This is a genomic window from Aeromonas sp. HMWF016, from assembly GCF_963878195.1.
In the GTDB taxonomy this organism is placed as follows: Bacteria; Pseudomonadota; Gammaproteobacteria; order Enterobacterales; family Aeromonadaceae; genus Aeromonas; species Aeromonas lacus.
The window spans coordinates 41,916-55,580 of the sequence record NZ_CAWNWX010000123.1; the positions used below are offsets into that span (position 1 = coordinate 41,916).

Annotated in this window: 13 protein-coding genes; 7 read left to right on the forward strand and 6 right to left on the reverse strand. The window is 59.3% G+C overall.

The genetic code is table 11. The annotated features are described in order from the left end of the window. Nucleotides 1-74: 74 nt before the first annotated feature. A complete protein-coding gene (locus tag AACS24_RS21630; RefSeq protein ID WP_108571969.1) occupies nt 75-974 on the forward strand; it encodes a LysR family transcriptional regulator in 900 nt (299 codons plus the stop codon). Between the two features lie 16 nt (nt 975-990). Here the strand turns inward: AACS24_RS21630 and AACS24_RS21635 are convergent, their stop codons facing one another. Beyond that, nucleotides 991-2,163 (reverse strand): MFS transporter, encoded by a 1,173-nt coding sequence (locus AACS24_RS21635; protein ID WP_104014137.1) that lies wholly within the window; start codon nt 2,161-2,163, stop codon nt 991-993. Nucleotides 2,164-2,349: 186 nt separating this feature from the next. Between AACS24_RS21635 and AACS24_RS21640 the strand changes: the two genes are divergently transcribed. Together AACS24_RS21640 and AACS24_RS21645 are read left to right on the forward strand one after the other, a co-directional pair. After that, nucleotides 2,350-3,495 (forward strand): MalY/PatB family protein, encoded by a 1,146-nt coding sequence (locus AACS24_RS21640; protein WP_108571970.1) that lies wholly within the window; start codon nt 2,350-2,352, stop codon nt 3,493-3,495. A gap of 60 nt (nt 3,496-3,555) precedes the next feature. Continuing rightward, on the forward strand, nt 3,556-4,875 hold the full coding sequence (locus tag AACS24_RS21645; protein ID WP_108571971.1) for a TAXI family TRAP transporter solute-binding subunit: 1,320 nt from the start codon (nt 3,556-3,558) through the stop codon (nt 4,873-4,875). An 88-nt stretch (nt 4,876-4,963) separates the two neighbouring features. Here the strand turns inward: AACS24_RS21645 and AACS24_RS21650 are convergent, their stop codons facing one another. Further along, nucleotides 4,964-5,875, reverse strand: a complete 912-nt coding sequence (locus AACS24_RS21650) for a LysR family transcriptional regulator (protein ID WP_108571972.1) — start codon at nt 5,873-5,875, stop codon at nt 4,964-4,966. A 172-nt stretch (nt 5,876-6,047) separates the two neighbouring features. On the opposite strand from AACS24_RS21650, the gene AACS24_RS21655 reads away from it, so the two are divergent. The 3 genes from AACS24_RS21655 (at nt 6,048) to AACS24_RS21665 (ending at nt 8,841) form a co-directional block, all read left to right on the forward strand. Next, nucleotides 6,048-7,304, forward strand: a complete 1,257-nt coding sequence (locus tag AACS24_RS21655) for an adenylosuccinate synthetase (protein ID WP_033115332.1) — start codon at nt 6,048-6,050, stop codon at nt 7,302-7,304. Nucleotides 7,305-7,493: 189 nt separating this feature from the next. Then, entirely contained in the window at nt 7,494-8,030 is a 537-nt protein-coding gene (locus AACS24_RS21660; RefSeq protein WP_108571973.1) for a YbhB/YbcL family Raf kinase inhibitor-like protein, read from the forward strand. Nucleotides 8,031-8,040: 10 nt separating this feature from the next. Further along, complete coding sequence (locus tag AACS24_RS21665; RefSeq protein WP_108571974.1) at nt 8,041-8,841, forward strand: AraC family transcriptional regulator; 801 nt, start codon at nt 8,041-8,043, stop codon at nt 8,839-8,841. 264 nt (nt 8,842-9,105) lie between these two features. Here AACS24_RS21665 and AACS24_RS21670 read toward each other — a convergent pair whose 3' ends face one another. From AACS24_RS21670 to AACS24_RS21680, 3 genes are all read right to left on the reverse strand, one after another. Next, the gene (locus AACS24_RS21670; RefSeq protein ID WP_108571976.1) at nt 9,106-9,657 is read right to left on the reverse strand and encodes a hemerythrin domain-containing protein; all 552 of its coding nucleotides are present in this window, start codon (nt 9,655-9,657) and stop codon (nt 9,106-9,108) included. 72 nt (nt 9,658-9,729) lie between these two features. Further along, entirely contained in the window at nt 9,730-10,407 is a 678-nt protein-coding gene (ung, locus tag AACS24_RS21675) for a uracil-DNA glycosylase (RefSeq protein ID WP_108571977.1), read from the reverse strand. A gap of 69 nt (nt 10,408-10,476) precedes the next feature. Beyond that, nucleotides 10,477-11,154 carry a substrate-binding periplasmic protein gene (locus tag AACS24_RS21680; protein ID WP_339373343.1) on the reverse strand — a complete coding sequence of 226 codons (678 nt, stop codon included), beginning with the start codon at nt 11,152-11,154 and terminating at the stop codon, nt 10,477-10,479. A 442-nt stretch (nt 11,155-11,596) separates the two neighbouring features. Between AACS24_RS21680 and grcA the strand changes: the two genes are divergently transcribed. Then, a complete protein-coding gene (gene grcA, locus AACS24_RS21685; protein ID WP_033115325.1) occupies nt 11,597-11,977 on the forward strand; it encodes an autonomous glycyl radical cofactor GrcA in 381 nt (126 codons plus the stop codon). Between the two features lie 99 nt (nt 11,978-12,076). On the opposite strand, the gene AACS24_RS21690 is transcribed toward grcA, so the two are convergent. Further along, nucleotides 12,077-13,357: a dicarboxylate/amino acid:cation symporter gene (locus AACS24_RS21690; protein WP_108571979.1), complete on the reverse strand. Its 1,281-nt coding sequence runs from the start codon at nt 13,355-13,357 to the stop codon at nt 12,077-12,079. Between the last annotated feature and the right edge of the window lie 308 nt (nt 13,358-13,665).

Genomic DNA, 13,665 nt, shown 5'->3' on the forward strand with positions numbered 1-13,665 from the left:
CAGGGGTTAAATTGAATAGGGAGCCTCGGCTCCCTGTATCTCCCTGACTCCACCCTCTCCAATCAGGTTGAACTATGTTTCGTCCCAAAAGCACGTTTGAGCAATGGCGGATCTTTCAGGCAGTGGTCGACTGTGGCGGTTACGCCCAAGCGGCCGAGGCGCTGAACAAGAGCCAGTCCTCCCTCAACCATGCGGTTGCGAAGTTGCAGCAGAGTCTGGGGGTGCCCTTGCTGGAGGTGCGTGGCCGCAAGGCAGTGCTGACCCCGGCGGGGGAGATCTTCCTCAAGCGGGCGCGCCAGTTGAGCCAGCAAGTGGAGGAGCTGGAGAATCTGGCCAATAACCTGGAGCGGCAGTGGGAGCCGCAGATCAACCTCTACGTCTCGGCCCTGCAACCGAGGGAGCGCCTCTACCGTGCGCTGGCCCACTTCTACCCCCGCAGCCGTGGCTGCCGGGTCAATCTGCACGAGCGTATTCACTGCCATTTCAACGCGTTGCAGCCGGGGGATCTGATGCTCTCGGAACATCTGCCGGGGGATCGCACCGGTCTGGTGCTGGACGAGGTGTGCCTGCGTCCGCTCTGTGCCACCAACCACCCGCTGGCCCAGCAGGAAGGGCCCATCAGTCTCGATGACCTCACCAGCCACAACCAGATCAGCCTTCATCCGCCCATTCACCGCTCGGTGGACTGGAACGATGCTGATGATACCGGCTGGAAGGCGACGCACTACCACGAGGTGATCAGCATGATCCTGCAGGGGCTTGGTTACGCCTGGCTTCCACGCCATCTGGTCGAAGCAGAGCTGGCCTCCGGCGCGCTGGTACAGCTCGATCTGGAGAGCGGCAACGAACGCCATCTCTACACCTATCTGCTCACCCTCTCCCCCGAATCACTTGGCCCCGCCACCGAGCTGCTGCTGCGCTGCCTGCGCAACGAATATCAGGGCGAGCAGAACCTGTCCGCGCAGGGTAAATAAGCCGCTACCCTTTCTCCTAGACATTGGGCACCCGCCAGCAGGCGGCCAGCGCCACCATAGCCAGCACCAGTGCCACCATGAAGACACCGTGAAAGCTCCACACCTCCGCCACTATGCCGGCAATGGCGCCCGCCATGATGGAGCCGGTGCGGATGCTGTTCGAGAAGAGCGTGGTGGCAACCCCTGCCCGACCCGGCATCAGATCCTGAAAATAGGACATGCCGATCCCCGCGACGATACCGATGAAGATGGCATTGAAGAGCTGCAGTGCGATAAGCGCATAGTGGCTGGTGAAGCTCACCAACCCGCCATAGAAGATGACGCCGGCCAGCACCGCCAGCAGCATCATCGGCCGCTTGCCAAACCGCGCCGTGTAGTAGCCCGCCAACAGCATGAAGGGGATCTCGAGGGCCGCCGCTGTCCCCATCAGCACCCCTGCCAGCTTCTCATCCATCCCCAGCTCACGGGTGATGTAGAGCGGCATATTGATGAGGTACATGCTGTTGCAGGTCCACATCAGGGTGGACGCGATAAACAGCGCCCGCACCGAAGGATCCCGCCAGCTGCTGACCCGCTCGCTCTCCTCGGCCATCTTGGGCAGTGGCAGAGAGGGGAGCCAGCGCCAGACCACCAAAGTACAGAGCAGATAGGCGACCGCAGAGGCGAGATACATCACCTCGAAGCCGTAGCCGATGGCCAACGCAAAGGCGATGGGTGGGCCGATGACCCAGGCCAGCGAGAACTGGGCGCGCATCACCGAGCTGAACATGTCAGCCCGCTTGTTGCGGCTGTCGGAGTACTCCCGCGCCAGTGCAAACAGCTGGGGGCTGGCCGTGGCCGCCAGACTGGCCAGCAATACCCCCAGGCTCACCAGCAGCCAGTAGTTGCGGTTCCAGGCAAACAGCAGGGAGAGGGCGATGCCGGCAAAACAGCAGCGCAGGATCAGGCGTTTGCGATCCCCCTGATTGTCAGAGCGATGGCCCAGCCACTGGCTGATCAGGATGCCGACCACAGCATTGATGGTGTAAAAGAAACCCACCAGAAAGGGGCGCACCTGAACCTCTTGTGCAAGAAAGAGGCTCAAGGTTGGCACCTGGAGCGCCACCGCCACACCGGTCATGAAGGTGACAGCAAGAAAAGAGAGGGATACGGGATCGGGGCGTCTTGTTACCGCCGTCAGCAAGGCCATAGGATTACCATTCGTCGCGAAGCAGAAAATACGGAAGGTCAGAGCAGCAACCGCATGAAAAAACCGCACTTATCTTATGTCATTATCAAGAGCCGGCTCAAGGCTGCTCACCCCGGGGTTGTCGCTTGCGGGGCGGGCCGCGACCCCGTAGAGTGAAAGCCCATCTGGCCAGCACAAGGAGTTCGCATGTTTGATTTTGATCGGGAAGTTGACCGCAGTGGCACCATGAGTCTGAAGTGGGACAAGTACAAGGGTCAGGATGTGTTGCCCATGTGGGTCGCCGACACCGACTTTGTCTCTCCGCCATCCGTGATCGAGGCGCTCACCCAGCGGGTTGCCCACGGCATTTTCGGCTACTCTCGCCCCTCCCCCCGTCTGATCGAACTCATCATCGAACGGCTGGCCAACCGCTATGGCTGGGCTATCCAGCCGGAGTGGCTGGTCTTTCTGCCCGGCGTGGTACCGGGGCTCAACCTTGCCTGCAAGGCGTGGAGCCAGCATGGCCGCGGCATCATCACCCCCAAGCCGGTCTACTACCCCTTCCTGCAGGCGCCGGGCTTCAACGACCGTCCCCTGCTCACCGTCCCCATGGTGGAAGAGGCCGGTCGCTGGGTGCTGGATCTTGCAGAACTGGAGCGCCAGGCCCCCTCGGCCGACCTGCTGCTGCTCTGCAACCCCCACAACCCGGGCGGTACCGTCTTCACCCGCGAGGAGTTACTGGCCATCGATGCCATCGCCGAGCGCCACAATCTGGTGATCTGCTCCGACGAGATCCACTGCGACCTGCTGCTGGACAAGTCGGCCCGCCACATCCCCTACGGCGCCATCAGTCCGGAAGCTGCCGAGCGCTGCGCCGTGATGATGGCCCCGAGCAAAACCTTCAACATCGCCGGCCTCTGCTGCTCCTTTGCCGTGGTGCCCAACGCCCGTCTACGCTTTCGCCTGCAGCAGGCGATGCGCGGCATCAGCGCCGACGTCAACCTGCTCGGTTTCGTGGCAGCTGAAGCGGCCTATGAGGGCGGCGAACAGTGGCTCTGCGAGCAACTCGACTATCTGGCAGCCAATCTGGCCCTGATCCAGCAGGCTGTCGCCCGCTGGCCAGGTGTCGAGCTGGCCAGCCATCAGGCGACTTATCTGGCTTGGATCGATGTGAGCGCGCTCGGGCTGGACGATCCCGTCGCCTTCTTTGAACTGGCGGGGGTAGGCCTCTCGCCGGGAGCCCAGTTTGGCAACGGCCAGTTCGTGCGCCTCAACTTCGGCTGCACCAAAGCGCGTCTGGTCGAGGCTCTGGCGCGGATGGAACGGGCTATCCTGAGCCACAGCAAACAGTAACAACTGACAGGACGGGCAGTGCCCGTCCCCTTTTCCTGCACCACCAGCCAGCGGTTAACTATGTACCCACGGATTTTGCGTCACCTCCTGCTCTCACTCGGCATCCTGCTCCCCTTCGGCAGTCAGGCGCTGACCATCGGCACGGGCCCCCTCAATGGCGTCTACTACCCCACGGGAGGCGCCATCTGCCGGGTGCTCAATGTCGATCACGCCCTGCATGGCGACAGTTGTACGGTGCAGAGCACCCGCGGCTCTCTGGCCAATCTCAAGGCGCTGAACAAGGGCGAGGTGCAGCTGACACTGGTGCAATCAGACGTGCTCCACCATGCGCTCCATGGCACTGGCCCCTTCAGCGGACAGGGGGCCAATCACAAGCTGCGCAGCCTGTTTCGCCTCTATCAGGAATCGCTGACCCTGCTGGCTAGTGCCAATAGCAATATCACCGCTCTGGCGGATATCGAGGGCAAGCGGGTCTACCCGGGCAATGCCGGGGCCGGAGACATGGTGACCAGTCAGGCCCTGATGGGTGCTATGGGGTGGCACCCCAAGCAGTTTGCCGCCTACAAGCTCAAATCCCCGCAGACTCCGCTGGAGGGGCTCTGTGACGGCACACTGGACGCCGCCTTCGTGGTGGTGGGTCATCCGAGCCAGGCGATCGGCGATCTGATTAGCCGCTGCCAGGTGCGCCTCATCCCTATCGAAGGGGAGCCGATCGACAAGCTGCTCAAGCAGCATCCCTACTACCAGCGCAGCCAGATCGCCGCCAACCTCTATCCGGGGCAGCTCACCGCCATCAACAATATCGGGATGAGCGCCGAGCTGGTGGCACTGGCCAGCCTGCCGGATCCCATCGTTCGCACCGTGCGCGACACCCTGCTGGCGCGGGTCAGGCAGTTCAGCCGCCTCCACCCGGCCCTGAGTACCGTGACGCCGGAACAGCTGCAGGCGCAGACCGAGCTGCCGCTGCACCCGGGTATGTCGGATGAAGTGCCCGAACCGTTGCCGCTCGCCTCCGAACAGCTGGCAGAGAGTGAAGCTCCCTCTGCTGCCACCAGTGCGGCCATCTCGACCGTGGGCGCCTCTGAAGTGGTTTCCGGTGCCGTCTCCAGCGATGAACCGACCACCAGCAGCTCGGCGGTCACGACGCAACCAGCCTCCGAGCCACAACCGACCCAGCTCGAACCTGCCACTTCCGTAGCGGCACCTGCGGCCGCCCCCTCTGACGCGGTACCGACAACCGGGGAAGTGGCGGCACCAGCCATTCAAGCCAGTGAAGCGACTCAACCTGCCGCCAGTGCAGCAGCAGAGACCATGCCAGCAACCGAGCCTGTAGCGACCAGCAGCGCTGTTGCCACCAGCGGCGGTGCCGCGGCGCAATAAAGCGACGCTGGGCTGGTATATCAAACAAAAAGAGCAGCCAAGGCTGCTCTTTTTGTTTATCTCGGCTCATTGCCTATCTCTACTCAGGTTATTTATCAGCCCCTGCCAGATAAGGGTTTGGCTTGTGGATCTCCTCCTCCACCCAGACAAGCAGTTGCTTGATGGCGCGCGACAGCACCTGATTCTGGCGCACCACATAACCCAGACTGGTACCCGGGAAATCGGTCAGGCTGGCAACCGGCGCGGTCAGGTTGAGGCGAGGATGCAGGGAGAAGTCCGGCACGATGGCGACGCCAAACCCGGCCTCGGCCCAATCCAGCTGGGCATCCACGCTCCCCACCTCCATGATGCGGCATGGAGGCAGCGCCAGCAGCGGCAAGGAGGGGTCAATAAGGGCCCGGGTGCGGGTGTCATGGCCGAGCAAGATCAGGGTCGGCTCATCGAGGGGGTCACTCTCCCCCGCTCTGGCTCGCGCCTGCCAGCGGGCGAGGCCGTGCCCCAGCGCGCACCAGGTCACCTGTTGCAGTTCGGTGTAGAACAGCGGTTCGCTGCGTTTTTGCGCCATCACGAAGCCCAAGTCCGCCTTGCCGCTTTTGACCAGCTCCGCCGCCTGATCCGAGGTGGTGTTGAACAGGGTGAGGTCGATACCGGGAAACTCCCGCTTGAAGCGCTGAAACGGCTGGATCAGCAACAGGCGCGAGATGATATCGCTGGCCGCGATGGCCAGCGTCCCCTGACTCAACTGGTTGAGAGCATTGAGATCGGATTGGCAAAGTTGGAGTTCGGCGATGGCCCGTTCGGCGCTTTGCAGCAACCGCTCGCCAGCCTGAGTCAGACGAAAAGGGCTGCGCTCGATAAGCCGCACCCGGGTCGCCTGTTCCAACCGCTTGATATGCAGGCTCACATTGGGCTGGGTCATGTGCAGTTCGGTGGCGGTCTGGCCAAAGTGCTGCAATCGGGCCAGGGTGACGAAGGTTTGCAGCCAATGGATGTCCAGCATAAGACTCCCTCAACTCACTGTTCATTGGGCTCTGCGCGGCGATCTTGCGGCCACATGCCGATAAATCGGCCATCATTATATGGTTTTATTATCGGAACTATAAAGATAATTAATTTTTCTAATCCGCAGCAGGCTCCTAGGATGAACGCCTAACGTCTTAGGAGAAAGAGTCATGTCGTCTATCGTAGTCGTAGGTGCCAACTGGGGTGATGAAGGCAAAGGCCGCATCGTGGATTATCTGGCAGGCCAAGCTGGCGCCAGCATTCGCTTCCAGGGCGGCAACAACGCCGGCCATACCGTCGTCAACGACCTTGGCACCTTCAAGCTGCACCAGGTTCCGAGCGGTGTCTTCAACCCGAACTGTCTGGTCGTGCTGGGCCCGGGCATGGTGATCAGCCCCGAGAAGCTCACCGTCGAACTCGACGAAGTGAAAGCCTCCGGTGTTGTTCCCAAGCTGGCCATCTCTGACCGCGCTACCCTCTGCCTGCCGCTGCACGCCATGGAAGATACCCTGGAAGAGCAGCGTCTGGGTGACGGAGCCTACGGTTCTACCCGTCAGGGCATCGCACCGGCCTACGGTGACCGCGTCATGAAGAAAGCGATCCTGGTTGGCTGGCTGAAGCAGCCAGAAGTACTGGTCGAGCGCATCCAATTCTTCCTCGACTGGAAACTGCCGCAACTTAAAGCGCTCTATCCGACCTTCGAATTCAACCAGACCGCCCAGGAGATGGCTGACTGGCTGCTGGAAGTGTCCGCTCCCTGGATCGACTCCGTCTGCAACGTCAGCATGCCGCTCAAAGAGCTGCAGGCCGAAGGCAAGACCCTGCTGTTCGAAGCCCAGCTGGGCGCAGGCCGTGACCTCATCTACGGCGAATACCCCTGGGTGACCTCCTCCCACGTATCCGGTGCCTACGCCGGCATCGGTGGCGGTCTGCCGGGCCTGCGTCCCGAGCGCGTCATCGCCGTTGCCAAGGCATTCAGTACCTCCGTCGGTACCGGCACCCTGCTGACCGCCATGGAGAACCAGGACGAGTTCCGCAAGATCGCCAACGAATTCGGCGCCACCACCGGTCGTCCTCGTGACGTCGGCTACTTCGATGCCGTTGCCACCAAGAACGGTGTCGAGCTGCAGGCTGCGACCGAAGTCGCCCTGACCAAGCTGGACTGCCTGACCGGTCTGCCGGATCTGAAGATCTGTGTGGCCTACGAAGGTGCTCACACCGAGAACCCGATTTGGCCGCAAACTGCTGCCCTGAAGCCGGTTTACGAGCAGATGGAAAGCTGGAGCGAAGACATCACCGGCTGCCGCACCTTCGAAGAGCTGCCCAAAGCGGCCCAGCAGTACGTACTGCGTATCGAAGAGCTGCTGGGCGTACCGGTTCCGATGGTCTCCGTCGGCCCGGGCCGTGACGAGATGATCCTGCGTTAATCCGCGCGATCAGCTCTCAGCACAGTGAAAAATCGGCATCCATGATGCCGGTTTTTTTATTGCCGACAGGCTTAAAACAACAGTTATGCTCAATTAACATCTACATTGATGCCATATTGAGCCAATATGTAACTTCACCACGCACCGATCTCGCTAAAGTGAATCCGTAACCACACGAGGAGTCACACCATGAGATTGACCAAACGCACCGTACTGCTCTCCCTGCTCTGCATGGCAACCCTGCCCGCTTCCGCCATGAACCTGAAGAGCAGCGATATCCACGAAGGCCAGCTGATGGACAAAGCCTTCAGCTTCAACGGCTTTGGCTGTAGCGGCGACAACCGTTCACCCCAGCTGAGCTGGCAGGATCTGCCGGCCGGCACCAAAAGCGTTGCCATCACAGCCTATGACCCCGATGCCCCCACCGGCAGCGGCTGGTGGCACTGGCTGGTGGTGAATCTGCCTGCCACCCAGAGCGAGCTCGCCAGCAATGCCTCCGGCAAGCTCAAGCAGGGACTGGAGCTTAAGACCGACTTCGGCAGCCAGGGCTACGGCGGCCCCTGCCCGCCCGCTGGCCACGGCATGCATCGCTATCAGTTCACCGCCTGGGCCCTGCCCCAGAATCTGGAGGTAAAAGCAGACACCCCGCCCGCCATGGTAGGCTACATGCTCAACAGCATGGCCCTTGGTAAGGCTACTCTGACCGCCACTTTCGTCACCCCCTAGGAGCAACCGGATGAGCACGCCGCTGCTGCAACAGCACCACTATCTCGGGATCCGCCAGCAGCCGCTGCACCGCGTACTCATCTATGCGCCGACCATCATCTGGGTCAAACAGGGCAGGAAGCTGCTCTGGTGGCAGGAGCGACGTCTCTCGTTTGGCAAGGAGAGCTGGCTGCTGATCCCGGCGGGTAACCAGCTCACCTTCGTCAACCAGCCGGAGCAGGAGAAGTTTCGCTCCCATGTCCTTACCCTGCTGACGCCGCCCCCCGCCGGGTGGCTGCCCGATACGCCCTCCGCTACTCAGGCGATGGCAGATCCCGCGATAAAGGTGACGACAAACCTCGCCTACTGCTTCGAGATGGTCTGCACCATGACAGAACGGGGCCTGAGCGAGGCGACCCAGACCGAGCTGCTGCGGGCCTTCTATGCGGAGTTGAGGGCTGCTGGCGCTCTTCATCTGCTCTTTCCCGCCAGCACCATGACCCTCGGCGAGCGGCTGGCCCGTTACCTCGGCGTTGAGCCCGGAGCCGATCACACGCTGGAAACTGTTGCCCCTCACTTCTCGATGAGCCGCGCCTCGCTGGTACGCAAATTGACAGCCGAAGGGCGCACCTTCCGTCACCTGCTGGCTCAGGTACGGATGAGCCATGCACTCACCCTGTTGCAGCAATCGCTCTCCCTGCAGGAGGTAGCCATCGCCTGCGGTTATGACTCCCTCAGCCGCTTTGCAGCCCGCTTCAAACAGGAGTTCGGCCTGACCCCGCATCAATACCTGCAAACCTGCCCTGCCGTGCGACTCGGTAATACCAAGTAAAACAGCGGGTATTACGCATCGGCAGTTACATCAACAGCTGGATATTCGATGGTGCCTCCGGCCTCTATGACAGCTACGACGATCAGGTCGCTACGGGCGATGGAGCTGATGGCAACTTCAGCTGGAGCTCGGCCCACCTCTATATGCTCTATCGCAACTGTCTCAAGCCGCAGGAGTAAAGCTGCACATATGCAAAAGGCCTCCATAGGGAGGCCTTTCTTATGCTTGGCTGACAGGCGGCATTGCTGGCCGCAAGAATTTCTGTCAGTGAGTGGTAAGCGGCAGAGAGAGCCGTTTGGCCAGTGCCTGGAAGTTCTGGCTCACTTCGGCCCCAAACAGGGGGTCGCCAATGGCACGGTTTTGCCAGTTCTGCTCCAGATGACGCCAGTCATCTTCGGTCAAGGAGTCGCGCAGATGGGGGAAGATGATTCCCTCCTCGTAATTCATGTGCGCCTCCTGCAGCTCAACGAAACGCTCCAGCTTGGCGGTGAACTGGTCGAGCGGGATAACTGCATCCATCAGGATCATCTCGACCATCTCCTTGAGTTCACCACCTGCCTCCAGCAGCTTGACGTGCTCCTCCTGCAACCGGTTGGCTACCTCCCCATCTACGACCCGGTATTTCAGGTAGTAGTCATAGATGAGATCTTCCTTGGGATGGTGGTACTTGTCAGAAACCTCCCGCAGATAGTCGATGACGTCGCGCACCAGAAAATAGCTGATGGGTTGCTCCGCATGAATGGCTGCCAGCTTCTGCTTGAGCAGCTCCAGCAGTCGGGCGATGTTGAGGTGATCCTTGTGCAGACTCGATAACATGGGCACTCCTTGGCGCTGAAATAAGATGTTATTTTCCTGAGTATACGGTCATTTGTCGCCCGAACTTTGCACTCAATCAAGTGGGCGGCAGACAGATTGCCACTCAATGGGACTCTTGCCCTGCTGCTCCAGCAGCTGGTTGGTTTGCGAAAAATGACCGCAACCGATGAAACCGCGATGGGCGGAGAGGGGGCTGGGATGGGGGGCCGTCAGCACATGATGGCGCTGCCGGTCGATAAAACGCCCCTTCTTCTGGGCATGGGAGCCCCACAACAGGAACACCACCCCGTTGCAGCTGGCATTGATCTGCTCGATAACCCTGTCGGTAAAGGTCTCCCAACCCAGATGGGCATGAGAGTGCGCCTGACCGGCCTGCACCGTCAGCACGGTATTGAGCAACAATACCCCCTGCTTGGCCCAGGATTCGAGGAAACCGTGATTGGGTGTGACGAAACCTGGCAGGTCTCGCTGCATCTCTTTATAGATGTTGACCAGAGAGGGGGGCGTGCGCACGCCGGGCAGGACGGAGAAGCAGAGACCATGCGCCTGGTTGGGACCGTGGTAGGGATCCTGTCCCAGGATGACGACCTTGATCTGATCCAGCTCGGTCAGTTTGAAGGCATTGAACACATCGGCCGCAGGGGGATAGATTACCTTGCCCGCTTCCCGCTCTGCCCTGACGGTCGCCAGCGTACTCTTGAAATAGTCCTGCTCTTTTTCAGAGCCAATCACATCACTCCAGGTCTGCACCCCGAACTCCTCACTTGATACGGCGAAGGAGTCAGGATAGGGGCGCCGCCCGCAAGACGCAACCGTGACTCACACTTTCCAGAGTCTGGCGAGCCGCCCGGAGCGCTCCAGTTTGTGCAGACCCGCATTGAACAGCAGCATCAGACGACGCGCATCGGGATCCGCCTTGCGCATCAGCAGATAACCGGGTTGAGACCAGATAGGGTCGGGCGAGCTGGTCAACGACAGCGCCCCCGGATGGCGGGATTGCATCTGCTGGAAGAGGGCCTTGGCCACCTGCTCATCCATTACCAGATAGCGAATACGGCCAGAGACGAGCTTCTCAAGGCTCTCCTGATCAGAATCAAACCACTCAAGAGCCAATTCGGATTGACGGGCGGCAAAACCATCTCCGTAAAAATAGCCGCGGGTCACCCCCACCGGCTCGTGCTTGATCTCCCCGAGATTGACGACCGGCGAACCGGACAAGGTAAAAAGACGGGTCGTGAACTGGCCAAGCGATGCGGAGAGATAGAAGCTCCGTTCACGTTCGCGGGAACGAAACCAGGGCATGGTCACAACATAATCCCCGGCAAGAGTGAGCTTGTAGGCTTCAGCCCAGGGGTAAAAGTGAAAGCTGACATCAAGCCCCTCGGCGGCAAAGGCTTCGCGCACCACCTGACAGAGGAATCCCTGCTCGGGCAGAGACTCGCTGATATAGGGTGGCCACTCGCCCACGGCGATCCGGACTGTTTCGGCCCGCACCATTCCAGCCACAACCAAGCAGCAGGCAACTATCAGCCAGCGCCATTTTTGCCACCCACTCTTCACCCGCGACTCTCCTCTTTATTTTCCATCAAGTGTAGTTCTCTCGAGTCCCCCTTCCCTGATACGCACCACAAACACCATAAGGTGTAGTTAAATTACTAGATTTAAAAGATAAAAGATGCATAATTTGGATATCTTACAAAATCAGAAAAATGACCTATTTTTGATTCAACTCAAGAATTTAATCCCATTGAAATGGCGATTTGTCGATTTTTATTGATCTGGATCAATTTTGGTAATATTACCACCGTGGTATATATGACCCCAACAAAGTAAAGGTGTAAGGCAAGGGCCCTTTAAGTCGTCGACATCCTCGGTAGCTTAAATACATCAGGGTAATTTCCTTACAGTTGGATTAGCGTTCCCATTGAGGAGTCATACCATGATCAAAGGCATTCAAATCACCCAGGCCGCCAACACCGCTCTGCTGAACTCTTTCTGGCTGCTGGACGAAGAGAAGCAACAGGCTCGCTGCATCTGTGTCAAAGGCGACGCCTTTGCTGCCGATCAGGAAGTTCAACTGGCTGATCTGGGTCAGTTCGAATACCGCGAACTGCCGGTTCAAGCTGAACCTGCCGTTGAAGGTGGCCAGCACCTGAACGTCAACGTGCTGCGTCGCGAAACTCTGGAAGATGCCATCGCCAACCCGGAGAAGTACCCGCAGCTGACCATCCGCGTTTCCGGCTATGCAGTGCGTTTCAACGCCCTGACCCCGGAACAGCAGCGTGACGTTGTTACCCGTACCTTCACCCAGAGCCTGTAATTCCCGCTCTGTCATGAAGTGATGACATCCATGGATGTCAGTAAAAAACGGCCCGAGGGCCGTTTTTTTATTGCGTTGCGTTCAGCCTGACAGGCTCCGTTACACCTTTTCGGTTTCCAGAACCCCGCCCTTGCGGCCCAGCACGCCCTCCATTTTCTTCACATCCAGCTGCTTGCAATATTTTGCCACCACCACGGTCGCAACCCCGTTGCCAATCAGGTTGGTCAGCGCCCGCGCTTCCGACATAAAGCGGTCGATCCCCAGAATCAGCGCCAGACCGGCCAGCGGCAGGTGGCCAACTGCGGAGATGGTCGCAGCCAGCACAATGAAGCCGCTCCCGGTGACCCCAGCTGCCCCTTTCGAGGAGATAAGCAGCACCACCAGCAGCGTGATCTGATGGAACAGATCGAGCGGGGTGTTGGTCGCCTGGGCGATGAAGATGGCGGCCATGGTCAGATAGATGGAGGTGCCATCCAGGTTGAAGGAGTAACCGGTCGGAATGACCAGCCCTACTACCGATTTCTGGCAACCCAGCTTCTCCATCTTGTCCAGCATGCGCGGCAGCGCTGACTCGGAGGAGGAAGTACCCAGCACGATCAGCAGCTCCTCGCGGATATAGGAGATGAAGCGCAAGATGCTGAAACCGGATGCTTTGGCGATGCTGCCCAGCACGATAAAGATGAAGAAGAGACAGGTGATATAGAAGCAGGCGATAAGCTGGCCCAATTGCACCAGAGAGCCCACCCCGTATTTGCCGATGGTAAACGCCATGGCACCGAATGCCCCTACCGGCGCCAGCTTCATGATCATGTTGATGATGCCGAAGATGACGGTGGAGAAGCTCTCGATGACCCCGAAAATAATTTTCCCCTTCTCGCCTATATGGTGCAGGGAGAAGCCAAACAGCACGGCAAAGAGCAGCACCTGCAGGATGTTGCCGCTGGCAAAGGCACCGATCACGCTACCCGGAATGATGTCGAGCAGGAATGGAATGATCCCCTGTGACTTGGCCTGCTCGGCATAGACGGCGATGGCGCTGGCATCCAGTGCGGCAGGATCAACGTTCATGCCGGCCCCCGGCTGCAGCAGGTTCACCACGCACAAGCCGATGATCAGGGCGATGGTGCTGACCACCTCGAAATAGATGAGGGCGATGGCACCGGTCTTGCCAACGGCCTTCATGCTCTCCATACCGGCAATCCCTGTCACCACGGTACAGAAGATGACGGGGGCGATAATCATCTTGATCAGTTTGACGAAACCATCGCCAAGGGGTTTCATATCGGCCCCCAATTGCGGATAGAGGTGGCCAAGACATACCCCTAGGGTTATTGCGAGCAGTACCTGAAAATAGAGGCTGCCCATAATCTTTTTACTCATGCTGCTTCATCCCTTCTGTTGTCGCTGTTTTGTTCTGTTTTATTGGTATGCAGCCCCGACGCATCAGGCAAAAGCAACCCGCAGGAGACGTAATGAATCCTGGAGCGGCTGATGCCGTGCTCTGGTGACTGTAGCGCCATCATCTCATGTTAAAAAATGGAGTTAAGCGACACCGATCACGCAACATTAGTAACCATTTATAAATATTTATTCACTGATTATTAATTGATGAGGGGTACGCAATGAGGGGGAAGCAGTCTGACATGAGGGGACAACAGAGGGGATTGAACCAACGACAAGGCCCCGCC